A 22,770-nucleotide genomic window follows, 5' to 3' on the forward strand; every position below is an offset into this window, starting at 1 on the left:
ACCTGAGTTCCGGACTTCCGGCTTTCGGAGCCGTCTAGCCCGGTACTGTTTGCGCCGTGATCGTTGAAATGAAGAACTCTCGGGTCCGGGCCGTCAAGTACCGCTTCCGACGCTTCACCCAGACTCCTCGTGCCTTCACGAACTGGCCGGGTCTGCTGGCCGGCATGGTGCGCGAGGAGGTCGCCGAAGGCCCGGAGATCCTCACCTTCCACGCCCGGACGGGCCAGACGATCTCCATCCCAAACGCACCCGGCGCGCGCGTCCCCGTCTACGAGGTCTTCGCCGAGGACTGCTACGACCTGAAGTGGTTCCTGGGCGACCTGATCGAGCGCCCGCTGCACTTCCTCGACGTCGGTGGGCACGTGGGTACCTTCTCCACGCACCTGGCGGCCCTGCACCCCGGCGCCACCGGTGACATCTTCGAGCCTTCGCCCGACACGTTCCAGTTCCTCAAGTCGAACATCGAGGTCAACGGCAACGGTGGCCGGCTCAGCCCGCACCAGAAGGCACTGGCCGGCGAGACCGGCTTCGCCATCTTCGACCTGCAAGGGGCAGGCTCCGGTCACAACCACCTCGCCTTCGACGACCGGGTGGACGGCTCCGGCGTCCGCGTCGAGACGGTCGCCTTCGACGAGGTCGTCGCCAACGCCCGCGGTCCGGTCGAGCTGATCAAGATGGACTGCGAGGGCGGCGAGTACGACATGGTCTACAAGTCGTCCAAGGAGAGCTGGGCGAACGTCAAGCGCCTGGTGCTCGAGTACCACACGATGCCGGGCGAGAGCTGGGAGGAGCTGCGCGACTGGTTCGCCTCGGTCGGCCTGCACGTGGTCCGCGACGAGCGCTCCAAGATCGCCGGCACGGCCTGGCTCTCCCGCACCCCGCTGCGCGACCCCGAGGGTCACGGCCCGCGGAGCGCCGTCGGCAAGGTCACGTACGCGGTCCGTCGCGTCGGACAGACGCCGAAGGCGTTCTCGAACTGGCCGTCCCTGCTCACCAGCCTCGTGACCGAGAAGGTCGGTGGTGGCCCCCAGGAGCTCACCTTCGCGACCCGCACCGGCCAGAAGATCACCTCGCCGAACACCCCGGGCGCCCGGCTCCCCGCGTACGAGCAGTACGCCGAGGAGGGCTACCAGCTGGAGTGGTTCCTGGCGGCGTACAAGGACACCGAGATCAACACCTTCGACGTCGGTGCCCACGTCGGCACGTTCGCGTGCCACCTCGCCGAGGTGCTGCCGAAGGCCAAGATCACCTGCTTCGAGCCGTCCGCCGGCACGGTGGCGTACCTGCAGCGCAACATCGACCAGAACGGCCTGAGCAACCGGGTCTCGGTGGTCGAGGCCGCGCTGGCCGGGGAGACCGGCTTCGCCCTGTTCGAGGAGCACGGCGGCGCCAGCGTCCACAACGGGCTCAAGGGTGCGCACCCCGTCGACGACCCCCACGCCGAAGGCACGGGAGTCAAGGTCCCGACGCTGAGCTTCGACGACGCGATCGCCCAGGCCCCCGGGCCGGTCACGTTCGTGAAGCTGGACTGCGAGGGCGGTGAGTACCAGCTGGCCTACCGCTCCAAGCCGGAGAGCTGGGCAGACGTCCAGCGCGTGGTCCTGGAGTACCACGACGTCCCGGGCGAGTCCTGGGCCGAGCTGCGCGCCTGGTTCGCCGGCGTGGGCCTGCACCTGGTCGATCACCGTCCCGAGCGGGCGGACCTCGGACTGGTGTGGCTGGCGCGCGACTTCGTCGGCTTCACCAACCGCTGACCCTGACCAGATCGTGGTCCGGCTTCCGGAGGGCCTGCGCCCGTACTTCGCGCCGCTCAAGACTGCCTACACCCACGGCACCCGAGCGGCGTCGCCCGCGACCGTCCGGCTGAGCCGGCTCCGCGGTGGCTGGTTGCCGCCGAGCGTCGTTGAGACGATGGAGAAGGCTGCCGACGACGGTGGTCGGTTCACGCTCGCGCGCCCCGAGGAGGTCCTGCACCGCGTTCGTCCGGTCGGGTACCCGGAGCGGTACCCCGCGTTCGAGGAGGCGTTGACCGAGACGGTCCCGCGGGTGGGCGTCCTCGAGCTCGACGGCGGCCGGGTGCTCCAGCCGCACGGCGTGGTGGTGACCGCGAACAACCGGTGGCTGTGGGAGCAGAACAAGTACTTCGGTACCACGCGACCGCGGCAGCACCCGATGTACCTGCACCCGTTCCCGGGGCCGCCGGTCGAGGTCGAGGGGCGCCTCGGTGTGCTCAACACCCGCGGCGACCAGAACTACTACCACTTCCTGCACGACGCGCTGCCGCGCAAGAACGTGCTGGAGCAGGCCGGGATCGAGCTGCCCGACCGCTGGTACGTGCCGGCCACCACACGCTTCCAGAAGGAGCTGCTCGAGCTCTGGGGGATCCGCGAGGACCAGGTCGTCAACAGCGACGAGGTCCGGCACGTGCGAGCCGAGACGCTGGTGGTGCCCGGCCTCGCCTCGACCATCGAGCGGAACCCGCCGTGGGTCTCCCAGCTCCTGCGCGCCCGGCTCGTGCCCCCCGGCATCGACCGGGTACCGGGGCGCCACTACTACCTGGCCCGCGACGCCGGCCGGCACAACCGGGCCGTCGTCAACCAGGACGACGTCCTGAAGCTCCTCGAGCCGCTCGGCTTCGAGGTGCTCGACCCGGGTGCGCTCTCGGTGCGCGAGCAGATCCGTGCGTTCGCGGAGGCGGACGTGATCGTCGCCCCGCACGGCGCCTCGCTGGCGAACCTGCCGTTCTGCAGTCCGGGAGCGTCCCTGCTCGAGCTGTTCCCGAGCATGTCCATCGTCGCCGACTACTGGAAGATGACGTGCGGCATCGAGGGCCTGGAGTACCAGTACCTCTCCGGTGCCGGGCCGGCTGCCGGCACCACCCGACGCGAGTTCGTGGTCGCCGACATCACCGTCGACCTCCCGCGGCTCGAGCAGATGGTCACCGCGCTGCTCGCCGACCGCAGCCGGTAGGATGCCGGGCATGAACATCTTGCTCACGCTGCTGTCCGGGGGCGGCAGCTCCGACCTGGCCGAAGGCGGCACCTACTGGGCGCCGTACTACATCGGCGGCGGCATCCTGCTCCTCCTGCTCGCGATGGTCGCGGCCGTCATGGCCTTCGGCAAGGGACGCGAGCACTCCTGACCAGCCGCAGGCGCGTCGGCGTGATGGGGGGGACCTTCGATCCCGTCCATCACGGCCACCTCGTCGCGGCCAGTGAGGTCCAGGCGTTCTTCGACCTCGACGAGGTCGTCTTCGTGCCGACGGGCCAGCCGTGGCAGAAGTCCGACCGGCAGGTCACCTCGGCGGAGCACCGGTACCTGATGACCGTCGTCGCGACGGCGGCGAACCCGCGGTTCACCGTGTCGCGCGTGGACATCGAGCGCGACGGCCCGACGTACACGGTCGACACCCTGCGAGACCTGTCGGCTGCGATGCCCGACGCGGACCTGTTCTTCATCACCGGTGCCGACGCGCTGACCGAGATCTTCACCTGGCGCGACGCCGCCGACCTCTTCACCTACGCGCACTTCGTCGGTTGCACCCGGCCCGGCTACGAGATGGACGCCGACTCGCTGAGGGGGATCCCCGCCGACCGGGTCACCATCCTGGAGATCCCTGCTCTGGCGATCTCCTCCACCGACTGCCGCGAGCGGACGAGCGCCGGTCAGCCGGTCTGGTACCTCGTCCCGGACGGCGTCGTCCAGTACATCGCGAAGCACGACCTCTACCGAAGCCCCACGAAGGACCACGCATGACCGCCACACCCCGAGCCATCGAGCTGATCCAGGCTGCCGCCGCGGCGGCCTCGGAGAAGAAGGCCACCGAGATCGTCGCGTTCGACGTCTCCGAGCAGCTCGTCATCACCGACGCGTTCCTGGTCGCCTCGGCGGCCAACGAGCGGCAGGTGAAGTCCGTCGTCGACGAGATCGAGGACGCCCTGCGCGCGCTCGACGCCAAGCCGGTACGCCGCGAGGGCGTCCGCGACGGCCGTTGGGCACTGCTGGACTACGCCGACGTCGTCGTGCACGTCCAGCACGCCGAGGAGCGCCAGTTCTACGCCCTCGAGCGGCTCTGGCGCGACTGCCCGGCGATCGACGTCCGCGAGGCCGTCGGTCCGGTCGAGACCGCGGCGGCAGAGCCCAGCCAGGACCAGTGAGCCGGCTGGTCCTCGTCCGCCACGGGCGGACCGCCTGGAACTCCGAGGGACGCGCCCAGGGCCACACCGACGTCAGCCTGGACGACGTGGGTCGTGCGCAGGCGGCGGCACTGGCGCCGGCGCTGGCGCGCCTGGAGCCGACCGCGCTCTGGAGCAGCGACCTCGCGCGTGCCCGGGAGACCGCGGCCGCCGTCGAGGCCGCCACCGGCCTCACCGCCCGGTACGACGCCCGGCTGCGCGAGTTCGACGTGGGGGAGCGGGCCGGTCTCGACGTCGCCGAGTTCGCCGAGCGTTACCCGGAGGCCTACCGGGCCTGGAAGGCCGGGCACGTCACCGGGGGAGTTCCCGGTGCCGAGACGCTCGAGGAGGTGACGGCACGCGTCGTACCGGCGCTTCGGGAGATCTGGGCGGCGACCCCGGACGGGGAGACCACCGCGGTGATCGCGCACGGTGCCTGCCTGCGGGTCTCGCTGCCCGAGCTGCTCGGATGGCCTGCCGAGGTCGGGAACACCTTGCGCGGCCTGGACAATGCCGGCTGGGTGGTCCTGGAGCGGGATTCCGGTACTTCGGGAGTCCGATTGGCGGCGTACAACGTGACACCTGCCACAGCCGAGCGCGAGATCCCCGGGAACGGTAATCCACCGATCGCGTGACGCGCCGGACCTGTCCCGGATTAGTAGGTACACTCACGGCTGCTGGCGTCGCACCCTCGATCGACGCCCTGACCAAAGTTTGGGGATCTGACTGTGGCGCGACGCTCGACCAGGTGGACCGCGCTAGCAGCGACCTTCGCCCTCGCGGCCGGAGTGGGCTTCGCCGCCGTCTCCAGCAACGGCAGCGCCTCCGCAGCCGGAGTCGCGCCGATGGCCGACATCGTCCCCAAGGGCGGCAAGGTCACCTCCAAGGGCAACCCGCTGTGCCCGGTGATCCCGCCGACGAGCACTCCCACCCCGACGCCGGGCGTCACGCCGGCGCCGCAGCCGGTGGTGCACCAGAAGAACTGCATCCTCCCGTACCTCAAGGGCTGGCGCCCCAAGCTCGGCCCGGTCTTCAACAACCCGCTGGGTTCGAAGGCCGCCGCGCAGGCGAACATCCGTCGCGTCGTCAACGCGATCAACCACGCTCCGAAGCGCTCCTACATCCGGATCGCGGTCTACTCCTTCGACCGGTCGGAGGTCGCCTACGCCCTGCGCAAGGCGAAGAAGCGCGGCGTGCGCATCCAGGTCGTCGTGAACGGCGCGGTGATGTCCGGGGTGACCCGCGGCCTCCAGAAGTACCTGGGCTCCAACCCGAAGAAGAGCAGCTTCGTGATCTCCTGCAGCGGCGCCTGCCGCAGCAAGGGGCCCGGCGGCAACCTGCACGACAAGGTGTTCGCGTTCAGCCGGACCGGTGGCGCGCGCGGCCTGCTGATCATCGGTTCGGGCAACCTGACCAGCAAGGCGACCTACCGCCAGTGGAACGACTCCAACGCGATCAGCCAGGACACCGCCCTATACGGCGCTTGGATCCAGATGTTCACCCAGATCAAGAACCGCAAGCGGGTCGGTCCTCGCCGGATCTCCTACGCCGCCACCTCGGGTGCCTACGGCGCGCAGTTCTCCAAGATCATGGGCGTCTCCCGCTCCACGACCAAGGTCGTCGCGATCAAGAAGACCGGCCGTTACAAGGCCAGCAGCGACCGGGTCGTCAAGCGGCTCAAGCGGGTCACGTGCGCGGCACCGAAGGGCTACGGTTCCAACGGTCGCACCCTGATCCGGATCACGATGTACGCCATGTTCAAGGCGCGCGGCGAGGCGATCGCCCGGGAGATCGCGCGCCTGAAGCGGAACGGCTGCAACATCATGATGATCATGAGCGTCCCGGGCGGGAAGACCGCGCGGATCCTGAGCAAGGCCGGCATCCCGCTGCGCAGCGCCGACTGGCTGTTCACCGAGCGTGACCCGCTGGTCGAGGACGGCATCGGCGGCTACGGCCCGCGCTTCTACTCGCACTACAAGGTGATGGCGCTGTCGGGCATGTACAACGGCAAGCCGACCGACACCGTGTGGACCGGTTCGGAGAACTGGGACGCCCTCTCGTTCGCCAACGAGGAGGTCGTGATCCAGCTCAACAACCGCGACACCTTCCAGAAGTACTACGGCCAGTTCAAGTACATGTGGAACAGCCGGGTCACCCACCGCATGGGGATCCAGCCGCTCTACGGGCCGTAGGGACGAAGAAGGCGACCCCGATTTCGCGTTGACGGATCGGGTCGGCTAATCTTCTGCACGTTGTCCGGAGCGATCCGGACAAGGTTCGGGGCTGTGGCGCAGCTGGTAGCGCATCTGCATGGCATGCAGAGGGTCAGGGGTTCGAGTCCCCTCAGCTCCACCGAACCGGAAGCCGCCGCGAGGCGGCTTCCGTCGTTTTCGGGGGTGGTTGCGTCGGCGCATGAGTCGGTTGACGCGAGTCACAGAGTTCTTCCTAGAAAGTCATCGAACATCCCACGTGATGACAGGTAGTCCCTGTGCGTCATGAATGTGCCTGGTTCATCCGAACCATGCAGGTCGGCAGTCAAGCCGTCAGTCCCAGGAGGACCGTTCATGGTTGCAGCGTCATCTCGGCGGTTCCGGATCCTGGCGGCCGCGGCTGCGACCACTCTGAGCATGACCTTGCTGGCTCCGGTGCCGGCATCTTCCGCGGCGCTGCCGAGTCGCCAGAAAAGGCACCTGCCCTCGGTGGAGAGCCGGCCCGATCGGCTGTCGTCGATGTCCACCGCCCAGCGCCAGGGCTCGCCGGTTGAAGACGAGTCGCAACGCACTCCGACGACAGCGACCTACGCCAACCCGGACGGGTCGTGGACGACGAAGGCGTACGCCGGTGTCGTACGGGCGCCGGAGGACGATAGTGCCTGGGTCGCAGTCGATCCGTCGGTTGTGAAGAAGCACGGGCGCTACGGCCCCGCCGCCGTTCCCTTCGACGTCCACTACTCCGACGGTGGTGACAAGAAGCTCGGGTCGTTGGATACAGGCTCGCGCGCATCCGTCGAGGTGGGCTGGCCTTCGAAACTTCCGGGTGCCCACGGTGAAGGGCGACAAGCTGACGTACGCCGACGCAGTGGACACCGGCGGTGACCTGGTGGTCACCTCGCTCAAGGACGGGTTCAACTTCTCCGTCGTCCTCAACGAGGCGCCGGACACGGCAGGCGCGCCGATCGAGCTGCGGGTGCCGTTCGATTTCGACGGAGCCGAGGCGGTCGTCTCGGAGGACGGTTCGGTCTACTTCAAGAGGGGTCGCAATCGGGTTGCTGCGATGACTGCGCCGGTGATGTGGGACGCCGCCAAGGCGAACGCGGATGGCGGCGGCAAGAAGTGGGCAGTGCGCACGACGATCGAGGGCGACGGGGAGTCGCGAGTGCTGGTGCTCAGACCTGACATGGACTTCCTGGCAGACCCGGGTACGACGTATCCGGTGACCATTGATCCCAGCGTCATCGTGAACACGGCCGGCGACACCTGGGTGCAGAACACCGGTGACACGAGCAGTCAGTACAACTCACCCGAACTTCGGGTCGGATCGAACGACGGTGGCGCAACGGTCGCCCGGTCGTTCATCCACTTCGATTTCACCGGCGTGGGTGCCCCGGCAGGATCCACGGTCACGAGCTCGGAGCTTCGCCTGTCGAACTTCGAGTCCGGGTCGTGTGCCGGCTCGCCGTTGACGGTCTCTCGCATCACCGGCGGATGGACACTGCCGAGCGTGTCGTGGGCTACGCAACCCGCGGTGACGCCTGCGAATGCAACGTCGACTTCCACGTCGTACGGCGCCGCCGGATGCACGAGCGAGGGGGTGATGGTCTTCGACACCTCGGGAATCCGGAACGACTGGGCCGCTGGAGCGTGGATCGTGGGCGTGCGGGTGAAGGCCGACGACGAGAATGCTGCGTCTGGTTTCCGGCGGGTCCGCTCCCTGGAGAACGGCGACCTCTCGAAGGTTCCACAGTTCGTCCAGAACTACGACACCCCACCGGCGGTACCGCCGGGGAACACCCAGATCACACCGGGAACGCTCTCGGGCTCGACGAGATACACAAGTGCCAGCAAGCCGACGCTGAGCATTCCGGTCAGTGATCCCGACGGGGGGAACGTGACCGCGCAGCTCCAGATCCTGCAAGGGTCGACAGTGATCCAGGACTGGACCAGCAACGCGGTCCCCAGCGGGTCCAACGTCTCCCGGACCCTCGCCAGCGCGCTGTCCGACGGTACCTACACGGCCAAGTGGCGAGTCAGCGACGGAATTCTGACCTCGGGGTGGTCCTCGGGACAGGCCTTCGTGGTCGACACGGTCGCTCCGAGCGCACCCACCATCAACTGCGCCAGCGGCGGCTACTACACGAATGGAAGCTGGACGCCGTCCAGCGGACCTGGAACTGCGCCCTGCACCATCAGTACGTCGACCGACACCGTTGCGGTCACGGCGTCGAAGAACGGCGCCGATGCCGGCTTTCCAGCGCTTGCAAGCAACTCCACGTCGAAGTCGTTCACGATCGCCGCAGATGACTACCTGAACCTGGCCGTCTCGGCGACGGATGCAGCCGGCAATTTCAGCGGCACGACGAAGTACAAGTTCGGCGTGGGTGGTGGAGCGATGGACGCACCGACACCCGGGGCCACCTCGACGGGTTCATTCCCGGTCAACGCGACGTCGATGGCGACGGCGACAGGCGCAGTCGTCCAGTGGCGACTGTCCGGGACAGGCACCTTCGTCGCGGCGGCCAAGGTCACCAAGGCTGGCTCGACCTGGACCGGCTCAGTCACCGACTCCGGGTCTTTAGGGACCACGGGTGACCTGATCTGGGACGCGGCGTCGGAGGCCGGAGTTGTCAATCCATCGAACCTGGACATGCGTGTCTGCTTCAGCTACACGAGTTCGCCAGCTCAACGATGCACGGCTGCGCGTCAGGTCAGTCTCGTTCAGCACGCCTTCGGTGGTTCGTTTCCCACAGCCGACGTCGGCCCGGCCTCGGTAGCGCTCCTCACCGGTGAGTTCGACGTCGACTCAGCTGACGTCACTGTCCCGGGCTACAACGACTCGTTGTCGATCTCGCGGACTGCGCAGTCCTTCGGCAGCCCTGCCTCGGCCGCTCAAGGCGTGTTCGGTCCTGGATGGATAGCCAACTTCGATGGGCCCAGCGTCGGATTCTCGGCGGCACAAGTTGTCGACAAGACCGCAGCAAGCGGCACCATCATGTTGGTTGACACCGATGGGTCCACCTCGTCCTACAAATTGGGAGCGCCCGGGGCGCAGGCTGCCGGCGTGTATGTCGGCCAAGGCCTTGCCAAGTCGTACAACGAACGTCTTGAGATCAGCACCGTCGCGGGAACGAAAACCTTGGTGCTCAGCGAAGAGGACGGCGCGAAGACGACCTGGACCTACGCCGGGTCGAACATCTGGAACATCAAGAGTGTGGTTGATCCAAGTGCGACCGATCCGACCGGGGCTCCGGCGACACGGTTCGTGTACGACGCACCGACCGGCACCTACTTGACGGCGATCCTGTCGCAGGCCCCGGGTGTTTCAGATTCCGGCTGCACGGCCACCACCCAGGTCGCCGGTTGTCGTGCACTGGTGCTGAGCTACACGGGAACCGGGAATGCAACCCGTTTGAGCCAGGTGGACCTGAAGACCTGGGACCCGAAGCCGCGTCCTTCAGATGGTCCGGGCGCGGGCGAGGAGGCGGGTACTCCTGGGCTCGGAGCGACCATGGGTTCGTTCACGGTGGCTAAGTACAACTACGACGGTTCAGGAAAGCTGACTTCGGTCTGGGACCCGCGGCAGGACTACGACGCCGGCTCGAAGCATGTCGCGACGAGCTACACCTACCAGAGTTCTGCAGGTCGAACAGTGCTCGCCTCGATGACTCCGCCTGGTCAGAAGACATGGAACTTCAACCTGGATGGCTCGGGACGTCTCGACTCGGTGACCCGCGCCCAGGACGTGGCAGTGGGAGGAACCGCGACGTGGAAGGTCAAGTACGGCGTTCCCTTGGCAGGCTCGGGTTTGCCGACGATGACGGCGTCTCAGGTCGCCACCTGGGGGCAGGCCGACCAGCTTCCTGGACAGGCCACTGCGGTATTCGGTCCGGACGCACCCAACTTCACCGACTACACGTACGCGGATCTCACGTACTTCACGGCGAACGGCCAAACGACCAACACTGCGCAGTACGGCGCTGGCGACTGGCAGATCGACACCACCCAGTACGACCGGACCTTTGGGGTCGAGAGCTGGACCCTGGACGCGATGAGCCGAAGCGTCGGACTCGGGGCGGGCTTCAGCGCCGCGAAGATCCGGGCCGACCTGACCAGCCAAACGACGTACAACTCCATCGACGGTCGGGTTGAACAGGTAGTCGGGCCGAGCGCCTTCGTTGTTACCGACGACGGCGTCGAGCGCTACGGCCGATCTCGCACCCGGTACGACTACGACGACGAGGTCGCAGTTGGCTCTGGACTGATACCGGGACGTCCGGCAACCGATGCGGTCCCACGTCGCAACTTGGTGGTTCAGGAGACGCGAGACGTTCTTACTGGATCAGGAACTGTTGCCTATGACCCGAAGGTGACTCGCAATTTCTACAACCCCGTGACTGCTGGCGACGGCGACGGCTGGGTGCTAGGGATTCCCACCCGAACTTCGTTGCAGCTCGGCTCTGGCTGGTCGACCACGGTGAACCGGTTCGACACCCAGGGGCGAACCATCGAGTCGCGTACGCCGCAGGGTGTCGGGACGAGTACCTACAGCGCTGATGACAGTCGCTCGACCTTTACGACCTACTACTCCACTGGGGCAACGGGCCCAGCGGCTTGCCAGTCGAAGCCTCAGTGGGCGGACCAGGTCTGCAGGTCGGCTCCCGGTAGCGGGTCGAGCGCGCCGACGACCAACGTCCCCGGCTACGACTACCTTGGGCGCCCCACGCGGGTCGTTGAATCTGCTGGATCAACAACGAAGGCAACGCTGACCACGTTTGACGCGGCCGATCGGCCGAAGAAGACCTCCCTAATCGTCACTGGTGCTCCTTCAGGCGAAGTCCCGGTTCCGGACAAGACCAATACCTACGACGACGCCACAGGCGCTCTGGTGAGCACCACTGATGGCTCTTCCACGCAGACAACCAGCTACGACACCTGGGGCCGGGTCCTCACCCAGAGCGACGGCAACGGCAACATGGGCACGTCGACGTACGACGCCGCTGGAAGGACCAAGACCTTTGATGACGGCAAGGGCCTTTACACCTACACCTACGACGGCACGGACGTCGCCGGCGCGGCGGAAAGACGAGGTCTTGTCACCAAGGTCGACGTCGGGCTGGTCACGGGGCCCGACACATTCATGGCTGCGTACGACGCCGCCGGGAACCAGTCCGAGCTGAAGTATCCGAACGGAGTGAGCGCTGTGAGTGCGTTCAACCTGCAGGGTCGGCAGACGATGCTCAACTACGTGGAACCGACGGGAGACTCATTCCTAGCGTTCTTCCAGAGCTATGACATCGACGGTCGTGCGCGCACGACGAGCGGGCCTCTTGCTGAGACGGAATACAAGTACGACGACAGGGGACGACTCACCCAGGTCGCGGATTCCGTTGCTGGCAAGTGCACGACGCGGGCCTACACGTTCAGCCTGGACTCGGATCGAACCCAAGCGAAGTCCTACGCGCCCGGTGCCGGGGGGGCATGCTCCACGTCGACCACCGCGACGACCACGAACGCGACGTTCGATGGTGACGACAAGAAGGCGGGGGACACCTACGACGCCCTGGGCCGTACGACCAGCTTGCAGGCGGCGGACACTGACAATCCTGCCGGTGGTGCCGCAGTCATCAGCTACCACGCGAACGACATGGTCGCGAGTGTCGCTCGCGGATCGGGAGCTTCGAGCACCAGGCGCACCTACTCCCTCGATGTCGGGGGCAGGATTTCCAAGACTATTGCGAGCACGGGCGGAACCGAACTGCGGCGAACGACCAATCGCTATGCCGACACGTCTGATGTGCCTTCGTGGTCGACCGATGAGGCTCGCGCTGACGGCGCGAGCGCGTGGGAGTCGAACTGGACTCGAAATGTCGCCACGCCCAGCGGCGATCTCGGGCTCATCGAGAAGTCCGATGGGACTAGTCGCCTCGAGCTCACAAACCTGCACGGCGATGTGGTGTCGACGCTGTCGAACACAAGCACTGGGTTCACAGGCCTCGAGGACTACTCCCGGTCCACCGAGTATGGGGAGGCCCGCACGCCGGGTTCCGCCCTCGGGCAGAACTACACATGGCTGGGCGCATTTGCGCGTTCTGGTGACGCCGATGCGGGTTTGATGCTGATGGGGGCGCGTCTCTACAACCCGGCAACCGGGCGCTTCATGTCGCGCGATTCGATCCGTGGAGGAAACGACAATGCTTATGTCTACCCATTGGACCCAGTCAACCAGTCAGACCTAAGCGGGCGGCTGTGCGGACCCTGCAGGAAAGGAAGCAAGAGCGTAGGTGGTGGCACGTACTATCAACGAACCAAATGGGTCGAGGCGTTCTGGACGAGAGGCAAGCTCTCTAGGCTGGCTCAGGCTGCGAGTGGTGCATGGAATGCCGGGACCTTCTTCGTCAACCGCGCATACTGGCAACGAAAGTACGAGATGAGACTGACCTTCGTTTGCAAGGACGGATTCTGGCGGCCGCAGACCAAGAAAACAGGCAAGTTCTACGTCCGTTACAAGTATGACTACACGGTCGGTTATCTGATCGACAGAACCTTCAAGTCGCCTTGGAAGCGAAACGACGGGATCCATGCCTTTCTCTAGCGACGGAGAGTGGCGCCCCTCGGTTGGTGCCATGGTTGCGAGTCGAGTACTTGCATCGAGCGGATGGCTGGCGGGCCTATTGCTCACCGGCTGGACGCTGGTCGGCTGTTTGAAAGCGGAGCCGGGAGTCGACTACATCGGCAGTGGACTCGCGGCGGCGACGCTTGGAGTCCTCATCGTTCTGTTGGTTGCGACTTGCAGGCGATTGGACGACGTACCGTCGACTCTCATCCTGGCGGGACTTGCTGCATTGACGCTCTCCATGGCCGTTCGCTCGATCTCGGGTCACGACGTCGTCTTCTCGCAGGAGGTTGATCCCGTCGGACCAGTCGTGGGAGCGGCAACCTCGACCCTTGCGCTGCTTCGCAGGTTTCGAGCCTCGTCCTTCCGTCAGTAGCGTGACTTCGGCATCACAGGCGCAGACGATTTTTCCAGCGGAGCCCTCGCGAGTCCTCGTCTGATTCCGCATAATTGCTCGTGTTCCCCAATGTCCTTTATTACATGGCGCCTATTGCACATCCCATGAACAAGGTCGGCTGGCTGGTGGCAGCGGCGACGGCAAACACCATCGTGGGTCTCTCGCACGCGCCGTTCGGGATCGGCGATCAGATCGGAAGCCCCTCGGACCGTCGCAGATCCAAGACCCACAAGCCATGACGAACCGAGACGGCCTATACAGCCTGCGCAGCGAAAACAAGACGACCTGGCTCTACGCGCGCTTGGCTGCGCTCGCTGGGTGCGTCGCGTCGCTGTGCTTTGTCCTTCGATGGGCGACGAACGCGGACTCAAGCTCCAGATTCCTGTCGAGTCTGCTGATCACGTGGTCGATTGGCGCGGGATATTCGTTGATCTCCGTGAGTTGGTGGCTCGCTGCCGGTCGGACCCGCTATGAGTGCGGACAAGATTGCCTGAGGATCTGCAGAGGGGATCGCGTTCTGCGAGAAATCCGGTGCGACGACATCGTTGAGATCTCGGCGACCGCGCACCTGACATGGACGCAGGTCGCGACCTCCTACGGCTGGGCAGGTCTGCCGATCTTCTGGCTGGAGACGAAATCCGAACGAGGACTGTCGCAACGTCTCCCGTCGCTTGCAATCTGGGGCGAGCACCAGCTGGACGAGAAGCTTGTTGAGTTGAACGCGGTCATCCATCGGAGACATGAGGCCGTGGAGTCGAAACCGGCCGACGGCTGATTGCGTGAGTCGCGCAGGGGTGAGTCGTCCGTCGATGGTGGGAAAACCGTGACGAGCTACTTCCCGCCGAGGCGCTCCACCGCGTCGGCCGCGATCCCGTAGGGCATGTCGCGCTCGTACAGCAGCGCCTCGGTGCGTGGGCGGGTGGCGGCGTCGGCGTACAGGCGCTTGACGATGCGGTTGGCGCCGGGGGAGCAGGCCTTGATCTCGGCGACCAGGGCGGCCACGGTGCCGTCCAGGGCGATGTCGGGGACCGAGCGGTCCACGAGGCCGATGGAGGCTGCTATCCGACCGTCGATGCGGCGGCTGGTGAAGGAGAGCTCCTTGGCGGCCGAGCGGCCGATGCGCTCGGGGAGGCGGACAGACATGCCCCAGACAGGGGCCAGGCCCCAGGCGGTGTGGGTGTCGCCGATCTGGGCGGTGTCCGAGGCGATCAGCAGGTCGCAGCCCAGGGCGAGCTCGAGCCCTCCCGTGAAGCAGTGGCCGTGGATCTTGGCGATCGTGGGCGCAGGGAAGGCCTCGAGCAGGTCGACGGTCTCCGCCTCCTCGTAGCGGCTCTCCAGGGCGTCCCCGGCGGCCAGCGAGGCGAGGTCGTGGCCGGCGCAGAAGGACCGACCCGCGCCCGAGAGCACGAGGACGGCGATGTCCTCGCGCGTCGCGAGCGTCTCGAGATGGGTCCGGAGCTCGGCGAAGGACTGTGCGGTGAGCGCGTTGAGCTTGTCAGGGCGGTTGAGCGTCAACCGAGCGACGCCGTCGGTGACCTCGCAGAGGACGACTGGTTCCATGGCGGCACCCTGCCAGAACTTGTCAGCCGTGTCTGCCGCACGTTGCGGCGTACAACTGCTGCGCAGAATGAGAACACGTTCTAGTCTCAGGACATGCGTTTCTCGATCACCGTCGCGTTCCAGCCCGTCGACCAGCTCGCCGCGATCGCCAAGGCCGCGGACGAGTGCGGCTACGACGCCATCTCGATCCCCGACCACGTCGTCGACCTCGAGACGCTCGAGACGCCCTACCCGTACACACCGGACGGGAAGCGGCGCTGGGAGCACAGCGCGGACTGGCCGGACCCGTGGGTGCTGGCGGGCGCTCTGGCGGCGGTGACGACGAACATCCACTTCTACACGTCGGTGTACGTCGCGGCGCTGCGCAGCCCGTACCAGGTCGCCAAGTCCGTCGGCACCGCTGCCGCGCTCTCGGGAAACCGGGTCGCGCTGGGCGTGGGCGTGGGTTGGTGCCGCGAGGAGTTCGAGCTGATGGGCCAGGACTTCAGCACCCGGGGCAAGCGCACCGATGAGGCGCTCGCCCTGCTCGCCGAGCTGTGGTCGCCGGGGTGGAACTCGTTCGAGGGGGAGTTTTACCCGACCCCGCGCCTCGTCATGGAGCCGACGCCGACGGCGCGGATCCCGATCTACGTCGGCGGCCTCTCCGAGGTCGGCATGCGGCGCGCCGCCCGGCACGACGGCTGGATTGGCGACCTGTACTCGACCGAGGAGGCGGCCAAGCACGCCAAGCGGCTCGCCGAGATCCGTGACGAGCTCGGTCGCGAGGGCGACTTCCGGTTCATCACCGCGTTGACCGACGCGTTCCTGCCCGAGCAGTTCGCCGCGGCCGAGGAGGTCGGCGTGACCGACGTCTGGACGATGCCGTGGGCGTACTACCACGGCCTCGAGTGCTCGCTGGAGCAGAAGATCGACGGGATCCAGCGGTTCGCCGCCGACATCCTCGAGCCGCTCAAGAAGGAGAACGGATGACCCGGGGCGAGAAGTCCCTCTGCGTCGTCTACGGGTTGATCGCGCTCGCGGCGTTCGTCGGGACCCAGTGGGTGCTCGCCGACTACGTCGCCGGCACCGGCACGATGGGCGACTTCCTCGACGCGACGGTCGAGGGCAACGCGGCGACCTTCGTGAGCATCGACCTGCTCGCCGTCGCGCTCGCGGCCACGATCTTCATGGTCGTCGACGGGCGGAAGAACCAGGTGCGGTTCCTCTGGGTATACGTCGTGCTCGTCTTCGCGGTCGCCGTCAGCGTGGCATTCCCGCTGTACCTGATCGGACGGGCCAGGACGTTGGCGCGAGTTAGAGCTGCTTGACGACGCGGGCGGGGTTGCCGACGGCGACGCTGTTCGCCGGCACGTCCCGGGTGACGACCGACCCGGCGCCCACGACCGCGTTGTCGCCGATGGTGACGCCGGCCAGGACGATCACGCCGCCGCCGAGCCACACGTTCGAGCCGATCGTGATCGGGCCGGCACCCTCGATCTTCGTGCGCCGCTCGTCGGGGTCCAGCGGGTGCGTCGGGGTGAGCAGCTGGACGTGCGGGCCGATCTGGGTGTCGTCGCCGATGGTGATCTCCGCGCAGTCGAGCGCGGTCAGGCCGAAGTTCGCGAAGACCCGGTCGCCGATGCTGATCTGACTGCCGTAGTCGACGTACAGGGGCGGGCGGAGGGTGACGTCCTCGCCGACGGAGCCGAGCAGCTCGCGCAGGATGCCGGGTCGGACGACCTCGCGCGCGGTGTTGTACTCCTCCATCAGTCCGCGGGCGCGACGGGCCGCGAGCACCAGCTCGGGGTCGTCCGCCATGTAGAGGTCCCCGGCCAGCATCTTCTCCCGCTCGGTGCGCTCGCTCATGCGCCCAGCCTAGGCAGGCGCCCTAGGCAGGCGTGACCACGAACGCCGCGGGGTCCAGCGTCGCCGTACGGTCCTTGTACTCCACGACCGTGCCCGGCCAGTTCGTCGTCACCCGGCCGGCGGCGTCGCGGTACCAGCTGTCGCAGCCACCCCAGACGCTCTCGGAGATGCGGCGCTGGATCTCCAGATCGAATTCCTCCTCGACCTGCTCGCGCACCGCGATGCTGCCGCCGCCGGCGACCCGCTGGACGAGCTGGCGGATCAGCTGCGACTGCGACTCCATCATGTTGATGATCGAGCTGCCGCCGAGGTTCGTGTTCGGGCCGTAGACGATGCCGAGGTTCGGGAACCCGGGGACGCAGACGCCGAAGTACGCGCGGGCACCGTCGGCCCACGCCTCGTTCAGGGAGCGGCCGCCGACACCGGTGAGCTCCATCGGGGCGAGGAACTCGGTCGCGGCGAACCCGGTGCCGTAGATGATCACGTCCGCGGCGTGGAAGGTGCCGTCGGCGGCGCGGACGCCGTCAGGGGTGATCTCGACGGCCTCGTCGGTGACGACGTCGACGTTGGGTGCAGCGAGGGCCGGGTACCAGTCGTTGGAGAACAGCAGCCGCTTGCAGCCGATCGGGTAGTCAGGCTTGAGCTTGGCGCGCAGCACCGGGTCGGGGATCTGCCGGCGCAGGTGCAACCGCCACGCCTTCTCGAGCACCGACTTCATCGGGTTGGTCCCGGTCAGGGACTTGTTCAGCTGCTCGGACAGCACCCAGGTGAGCTTGCGCCCGAACGCCTGGCTGCGCGGGAACCGCTCGAAGGCACGGTGGTGCGAGCGGGTGTAGGCGCGGTCGGCCTTCGGGACGACGTACGGGGCGGAGCGCTGGAAGACGGTCACTTGGCCGGCGGTGGGCTGGATGCCGGGGACGAACTGGATCGCGCTGGCGCCGGTGCCGAGCACGGCGATCCGCTTGCCGGTCAGGTCGACGTCGTGGCGCCACTGCGCGGAGTGGAAGGCGGGTCCGGCGAACGTGTCCGCCCCGGGGATCGCGGGGATCACGGGGCGGGAGAGCTGGCCGACGGCGGCGACCAGGAAGTCTGCGACGAGCTGCTCCCCGGTCGCGGTGGAGACCGTCCAGGTCGCGGAGCTCTCGTCGTACGACGCGCCGGTCACCTCGACGCCGGTCCGCACCAGGTCACGCACGCCCTCGTCGGCGGCGACGGCGTTGATGTAGGTGAGGATGTCGGCCTGGCCGGAGTAGCGCCGGGGCCACGTCGGGTTCGGGGCGAAGGACCACGAGTACAGCGACGAGGGCACGTCGCAGGCGGCGTTGGGATAGGTGTTGTCGCGCCAGACGCCGCCGATGTCCTGAGCGCGCTCCAGGACGGTGATGTCGGTGAAGCCGTGCCGCTTGAGCTCCATCGCGGTGCCGAGGCCGCCGAAGCCGGCGCCGATGATGACGATCCTGGGTGAGGTCATGGAAGGAACCCTAGGGATCGGCGGCGCCGCCGGACAGGTCCCGACGTGCCCAGGAGTTGATAATTCCGGCCTATGCTCGAAGCGTGACGACGCTGCTGGAGCCGGTGACCCGGGACTGGGACTTCCCACGCAGCGCGGCCAGCATCGCGGTCCTGGTCGCGCACGCCGAGGCGACCGGGCTCCCGGCACGCTCGGCGCTGGCCGGCACCGGTCTGAGCGCCCGCGACCTGGAGGACGTCGAGCGGGAGGTGACCGCCGACCAGGAGCTCCGGGTGGTGCGCAACCTGCTGCGCGCGGGGGCTGCCGCGACCCGGTCGCCGGTGGTGCTCGGGCGGCGGTACCGGCTGGAGACCTTCGGGATCGCCGGGTACGCGCTCGTCTCGAGCTGGACGCTGCTGGACGCGATGAACTTCGCGCTGCGGTTCCTGGACCTGACCTTCACCTTCTCGATCCCGTACGCCCGGATCGAGGACGACGACGTCGTCATCGAGGCGTACGACGAGGCGCTGCCGGCGGACGTGCGCGCGTTCCTGGTGGTGCGCGACCTGGCCGCCGTCGAGGCGGTCCTGCGTGAGCTCTTCCTCGGGGACCTGCCGACGTCGTTCGACGCGTCGAGGGGCTCGGTGCGGTTCCCGGCGTCGTACCTGGACGCCGCGCTGCCGCACGCCAGCCCGGCGGCCGTCGCGCTCGCCGAGGAGCTCTGCGCGGGTCTCGCGTCCCGTCGGCGTGATGCCAGCCCGCTGGCCCAGCAGGTACGCATCCTCCTCGCCCAGCGGCTCGCCTTCGACCCGTCCGCCGCCGGCGTCGCGGCGGCGCTGGCCCTGGGGGAGCGGACCCTGCGACGTCGCCTTGCCGCCGACGGGACGTCGTACTCGGCACTGCTCGACGAGGTGCGGATCTCCCTCGCGGCCCGACTGCTGGCAACGGGTTCGCTGAGCGTCACCGAGGTCGCGCACCGGCTCGGGTACACCGAGGCCGCCAGCTTCATCCACGCGCACCGGCGCTGGCACGGCACGACACCGACCGGACGGGTCTAGAGTCCGAGCATGCTGACCGTCGCGTACGTCTTCGCCGCCCTGGCCGCGCTCGTCCACGTCTACATCTTCTGGATCGAGTCGATCGTCTTCGAGACCACGGGCCGCAAGGCCTTCGGCATCGGTGCCGAGGACGCCGCGACGATGAAGGGCATCTTCTACAACCAGGGCTTCTACAACCTGTTCCTCGCGATCGGCACGGCCGTCGGCATCGGCATCGCCGGGTCGAACCGGGACGCCGGCATCTCGCTGATCCTGCTCGCCACCGGTTCGATGGTGGCTGCGGCACTGGTGCTGATCACCTCGGACGCGAGCAAGGCGCGCGGCGCCGTGGTGCAGGGGCTGTTCCCCGCGCTCGGGTTGATCGCGCTGGGGGTCTGGGCGCTCGGGTAACCACGTCTCGGCAGGCTCGACGACCGGGCTAGTGGGCTCCCCGAACGGGGTGGTAGCCCCCGACCGGGGTGGCGGGCTCGAGGCGCCTAAGGCGTCTCGAAGGACTCCGGCAGCCGCCGGATCCGCCAGGGGCGTCGACCGCCCACCACGAACGCCCCGTGCAGGACCATCCGGTTCAGGCTCATCCGGCCGTACATGTTGAGCAGCAGCGGTTCGGGGCGGCAGAGCACCCGGACGTCGACGCGCTCGCGCGGCTCGGCCGCCCGGCTCTCGACATCGGTCCCGGCGAGGTCGAGGATCCAGTTCGACGTCTCCGGCGTCCGGATCTCGAGCTTGAGGTCGCCTGGTGCGTCCGGCGACACGTAACCGCCGACGGCCTGGACGCCGAGGTTGAGCGCGAGGGCGGCGTTGCGGCTGCCGATCAACCAGGTCTTGCGCCGCGAGATCGCGACGTCGCGACCGTGCAGCAGGAACTCGCCGATCAGGTTGCCGAGCAGTCCGGCGGCGTCGACCTGCTGCCCGGCGTGGAACGGGTAGGTCCGGTGCAGGTCGGTGGTGCGGGGGAGGATGCGCTCGAGGTCGTCGAGCTCCTGCCAGAGCTGCTGGATGATCTCCGGGACGCCGCAGTCCGCGACGCCGGCCAGGGCGGTGCTGTTCAGCGCGGCGACGCCCTCGGGGGAGGTGGCCAGGCCGGCGGCGTCGTCCAGGTCGCGCCGGGTCCAGAGCTGGACCACGTTGAGCAGGTGTGCGGCGACGTCGCCGGCAGCCCAGTCGGAGTTGCGCAGCCGGTGCTTGCGCGGCGTCACCGAGAGCAGCGCGGCGAAGCGTCGGTGGGCCTGGTGCAACCGGTCCCAGAGCTCGTCGCCGTCGGTGAAGACGAACTTGTCGTACACCCCCGTGGTCGAGGTCATCAGGTGATCGTCATCCCACCGTCGACCGGCAACGTCTGCCCGGTCACGTAGCCGGCGGCGGGCGAGGCGAGGTAGACGACCGTGGCGGCCAGCTCGCGCGGGTCGCCCTTGCGGCCCATCGGGTTGCGGTCGTTCTGCGACTCCAGGTAGCCCGGCGGGTACTGGTCGGTCATCTCGGAGGTGAAGAAGCCCGGCGCGATCGCGTTGACCCGGATGCCCTTGCGGCCGGTCCACTGCTGCGCCAGGTCGCGGGTCAGCCCGATCAGTCCGGCCTTCGAGGCGGCGTACGCGGCCTGGGGGAGCCCGGCGGTGGTGATGCCGAGGACGGAGGAGATGTTGATGATCGAGGAGCCCTGGCCCATCACCCGGCCGCAGGACTGCGCCATCCAGTAGCACCCGTTCAGGTTCACGTCGATCACCTCGCGGAACTGCTCCGGCGTCTCCCGGGTGGCCGGTACGGCGGTGCCGATGCCGGCGTTGTTGACCAGGATGTCGACCCGGCCGAACTCGGCCATCGCGGCGTCGACCAGGGCCTGGCACGAGGCCGGGTCGGCGACGTCGGTGGCGACGCTCAGTGCCCGGCGGCCGGCCGCCTCGACGAGCGCGGCGGTGTCGGCGAGCTTCTCGACGCGACGCGCCCCGAGGACCACGTCGGCGCCGGCCTCGGCCAGGGCCTGCGCGAACGCGACACCGAGGCCCGAGGAGGCGCCGGTGACGATGGCGACCTTGCCGTCGAGGCGGAACAGGTCGTTGATGGGGGAGGTCAGCGAGTCAGACATGGGCTGATCATGCCCGATCCCGGTCGCTCAGGGTGTGACGTGGAGCCCGGCCTGGAACACCCGCTCGGTGCTGGGCGGGTCCTTCGGGAGCCGCGCCGCCGGACGAACCGGTCGTGGGGCGAAGTTCCCGCCGCAGTTCGGGCACACGCCCCGGAGGCACCGCTCGACGCAGTCGGCGCAGAAGGTGCACTCGTAGGTGCAGATCCGGGCGTCGGCCGCGTCCGGCGGCAGATCGCGGTCGCAGCACTCGCAGGACGGCCTGAGCTCAAGCATGCTCGTCGCCGTGGTGCCGGGGGTGGGAGCGGAGGGCGAGCACGGTCACTCGCCCAGCGACGCGGCGTACTGGCGGGAGCTCCAGGCCGAGGCGACCATGTCACGCAGGTCGTGGCGCATCTGCCAGTCCAGGTCGCGGGCGGCGAGCTTGCCGTCGGCCACGATCCGGGCCGGGTCCCCGGGGCGCCGCGGAATGATCTCGGGCTCGAAGTCGATGCCGCTGACCTCGCGGACCGCGTCCATGATCTCCTGCACCGACGAGCCGGCTCCGCTGCCGAGGTTGTAGACCGGTTCCAGCGTGGCGCCCGCCTCGAGCTTCTGGGCGGCCACGGCGTGGGCGGCAGCCAGGTCGGCAACGTGCACGTAGTCGCGCACGCAGGTGCCGTCCGGGGTGCTGTAGTCGTTGCCGTAGATCTTCGGCGTCCGGCCCTCGAGCAGCGCGTTGAAGATCAGCGGGAACAGGTTGTGGGCGCTGTCGTCGAAGAGGTCCTCGGAGCCGGACCCGACGACGTTGAAGTAGCGCAGCGACGTGTGCCGGAGACCGGCGGCGACGGCCTGGTCGCGCATCAGCCACTCGCCGATCAGCTTGGTCTCGCCGTACGGCGACTCCGGCGCCGGGACCAGCTCCTCGGTGACCAGGTCGACGTCGGTCGTGCCGTAGCAGGCGGCGCTGGAGGAGAACACCATCGCGTCGACTCCCGTGCGCTGCATCGCCTCGAGCACGCTGACGGTGCCGGTGACGTTCTGGGTGTAGGCGACCAGCGGGGTGTCGACCGAGACTCCGGCGGCCTTGAATCCGGCCAGGTGGATCACGCCGTGCACGTCGTGCTCGGTGATGATCCGCTCGACCAGGTCGGTGTCGAGGATGTTGCCGTCGACGAACGGGACGTCGTCGAGCACGAACCGACGGTGCCCGGTGTTGAGGTTGTCGAGCACGACTGCCGGGATGTCGACGTCGCCGAGTGCGCGGACGACGTGCGAGCCGATGTAGCCGGCGCCGCCGGTGACCAACCAGGACATGGTGCTTCCCCTCTTTCGCGGACCTCCGACCCTACCGATCCGACCCCGGAGAGTGCTGTCACGACGCCCGGGTCCTGCGGCGG

The 22,770-nt window shown here is 67.9% G+C and carries 21 protein-coding genes and 1 tRNA gene; 15 read left to right on the top strand and 7 right to left on the bottom strand.

Going from position 1 to position 22,770, the window contains the following annotated elements:
* Window positions 1-56: 56 nt before the first annotated feature.
* The 11 genes from ABIE44_RS16225 to ABIE44_RS16275 all read left to right on the top strand — a co-directional run bounded on the left by ABIE44_RS16225 (window position 57) and on the right by ABIE44_RS16275 (window position 14,176).
* Window positions 57-1,754, top strand: a complete 1,698-nt coding sequence (locus ABIE44_RS16225) for an FkbM family methyltransferase (RefSeq protein ID WP_209715190.1) — start codon at window positions 57-59, stop codon at window positions 1,752-1,754.
* Window positions 1,755-1,767: 13 nt separating this feature from the next.
* Complete coding sequence (locus ABIE44_RS16230; RefSeq protein WP_209715187.1) at window positions 1,768-2,970, top strand: glycosyltransferase family 61 protein; 1,203 nt, start codon at window positions 1,768-1,770, stop codon at window positions 2,968-2,970.
* 10 nt (window positions 2,971-2,980) lie between these two features.
* Complete coding sequence (locus ABIE44_RS16235) at window positions 2,981-3,142, top strand: hypothetical protein (protein ID WP_209723757.1); 162 nt, start codon at window positions 2,981-2,983, stop codon at window positions 3,140-3,142.
* Complete coding sequence (gene nadD / locus ABIE44_RS16240) at window positions 3,139-3,756, top strand: nicotinate-nucleotide adenylyltransferase (protein WP_354438403.1); 618 nt, start codon at window positions 3,139-3,141, stop codon at window positions 3,754-3,756. The genes ABIE44_RS16235 and nadD overlap by 4 nt, the downstream gene beginning before the upstream one ends.
* A complete protein-coding gene (gene rsfS / locus ABIE44_RS16245) occupies window positions 3,753-4,157 on the top strand; it encodes a ribosome silencing factor (RefSeq protein ID WP_209715179.1) in 405 nt (134 codons plus the stop codon). Before nadD ends, rsfS begins: the two co-directional genes overlap by 4 nt.
* Complete coding sequence (locus tag ABIE44_RS16250; protein WP_209715175.1) at window positions 4,154-4,810, top strand: histidine phosphatase family protein; 657 nt, start codon at window positions 4,154-4,156, stop codon at window positions 4,808-4,810. The genes rsfS and ABIE44_RS16250 overlap by 4 nt, the downstream gene beginning before the upstream one ends.
* A 93-nt stretch (window positions 4,811-4,903) precedes the next feature.
* Window positions 4,904-6,367, top strand: coding sequence for a phospholipase D-like domain-containing protein (locus ABIE44_RS16255; protein ID WP_209715172.1), 1,464 nt, complete (start codon window positions 4,904-4,906; stop codon window positions 6,365-6,367).
* An 87-nt stretch (window positions 6,368-6,454) separates the two neighbouring features.
* Window positions 6,455-6,527 (top strand) — tRNA-Ala (locus ABIE44_RS16260).
* Window positions 6,528-6,802: 275 nt separating this feature from the next.
* Window positions 6,803-7,270 carry a hypothetical protein gene (locus ABIE44_RS16265; RefSeq protein WP_354438178.1) on the top strand — a complete coding sequence of 156 codons (468 nt, stop codon included), beginning with the start codon at window positions 6,803-6,805 and terminating at the stop codon, window positions 7,268-7,270.
* On the top strand, window positions 7,221-12,983 hold the full coding sequence (locus tag ABIE44_RS16270) for an RHS repeat-associated core domain-containing protein (RefSeq protein WP_354438179.1): 5,763 nt from the start codon (window positions 7,221-7,223) through the stop codon (window positions 12,981-12,983). Before ABIE44_RS16265 ends, ABIE44_RS16270 begins: the two co-directional genes overlap by 50 nt.
* 653 nt (window positions 12,984-13,636) lie before the next feature.
* Window positions 13,637-14,176 (top strand): hypothetical protein, encoded by a 540-nt coding sequence (locus ABIE44_RS16275; RefSeq protein ID WP_209715166.1) that lies wholly within the window; start codon window positions 13,637-13,639, stop codon window positions 14,174-14,176.
* Window positions 14,177-14,232: 56 nt separating this feature from the next.
* On the opposite strand, the gene ABIE44_RS16280 is transcribed toward ABIE44_RS16275, so the two are convergent.
* Window positions 14,233-14,961, bottom strand: coding sequence for an enoyl-CoA hydratase/isomerase family protein (locus ABIE44_RS16280; RefSeq protein WP_209715163.1), 729 nt, complete (start codon window positions 14,959-14,961; stop codon window positions 14,233-14,235).
* 93 nt (window positions 14,962-15,054) lie between these two features.
* On the opposite strand from ABIE44_RS16280, the gene ABIE44_RS16285 reads away from it, so the two are divergent.
* Window positions 15,055-15,930, top strand: a complete 876-nt coding sequence (locus tag ABIE44_RS16285; protein WP_209715160.1) for a TIGR03619 family F420-dependent LLM class oxidoreductase — start codon at window positions 15,055-15,057, stop codon at window positions 15,928-15,930.
* Window positions 15,927-16,268 (top strand): DUF2834 domain-containing protein, encoded by a 342-nt coding sequence (locus tag ABIE44_RS16290; protein ID WP_209715157.1) that lies wholly within the window; start codon window positions 15,927-15,929, stop codon window positions 16,266-16,268. Before ABIE44_RS16285 ends, ABIE44_RS16290 begins: the two co-directional genes overlap by 4 nt.
* Here ABIE44_RS16290 and ABIE44_RS16295 read toward each other — a convergent pair.
* Together ABIE44_RS16295 and ABIE44_RS16300 are read right to left on the bottom strand one after the other, a co-directional pair.
* Complete coding sequence (locus ABIE44_RS16295) at window positions 16,255-16,806, bottom strand: sugar O-acetyltransferase (protein ID WP_209715154.1); 552 nt, start codon at window positions 16,804-16,806, stop codon at window positions 16,255-16,257. The two genes, ABIE44_RS16290 and ABIE44_RS16295, sit on opposite strands and share 14 nt — an antisense overlap.
* Window positions 16,807-16,828: 22 nt before the next feature.
* Window positions 16,829-18,277, bottom strand: coding sequence for a flavin-containing monooxygenase (locus tag ABIE44_RS16300; protein WP_209715151.1), 1,449 nt, complete (start codon window positions 18,275-18,277; stop codon window positions 16,829-16,831).
* Window positions 18,278-18,360: 83 nt separating this feature from the next.
* On the opposite strand from ABIE44_RS16300, the gene ABIE44_RS16305 reads away from it, so the two are divergent.
* Entirely contained in the window at window positions 18,361-19,314 is a 954-nt protein-coding gene (locus ABIE44_RS16305; protein WP_209715149.1) for an AraC family transcriptional regulator, read from the top strand.
* 9 nt (window positions 19,315-19,323) lie between these two features.
* A complete protein-coding gene (locus ABIE44_RS16310) occupies window positions 19,324-19,704 on the top strand; it encodes a DUF1304 domain-containing protein (protein ID WP_209715146.1) in 381 nt (126 codons plus the stop codon).
* 86 nt (window positions 19,705-19,790) lie between these two features.
* On the opposite strand, the gene ABIE44_RS16315 is transcribed toward ABIE44_RS16310, so the two are convergent.
* Genes ABIE44_RS16315 through galE form a run of 4 tightly spaced genes read right to left on the bottom strand, consistent with a single transcriptional unit; the run spans window position 19,791 to window position 22,687 of the window.
* A complete protein-coding gene (locus ABIE44_RS16315) occupies window positions 19,791-20,615 on the bottom strand; it encodes a hypothetical protein (RefSeq protein ID WP_209715143.1) in 825 nt (274 codons plus the stop codon).
* Window positions 20,615-21,394: an SDR family NAD(P)-dependent oxidoreductase gene (locus ABIE44_RS16320; RefSeq protein ID WP_209715138.1), complete on the bottom strand. Its 780-nt coding sequence runs from the start codon at window positions 21,392-21,394 to the stop codon at window positions 20,615-20,617. Before ABIE44_RS16320 ends, ABIE44_RS16315 begins: the two co-directional genes overlap by 1 nt.
* Window positions 21,395-21,421: 27 nt before the next feature.
* Entirely contained in the window at window positions 21,422-21,667 is a 246-nt protein-coding gene (locus ABIE44_RS16325) for a DUF1272 domain-containing protein (protein WP_209715135.1), read from the bottom strand.
* A gap of 45 nt (window positions 21,668-21,712) precedes the next feature.
* Window positions 21,713-22,687 (bottom strand): UDP-glucose 4-epimerase GalE, encoded by a 975-nt coding sequence (gene galE / locus ABIE44_RS16330; RefSeq protein WP_209715132.1) that lies wholly within the window; start codon window positions 22,685-22,687, stop codon window positions 21,713-21,715.
* Window positions 22,688-22,770: the final 83 nt, after the last annotated feature.

This window comes from Marmoricola sp. OAE513, assembly GCF_040546585.1.
Lineage (GTDB): Bacteria > Actinomycetota > Actinomycetes > Propionibacteriales > Nocardioidaceae > Marmoricola.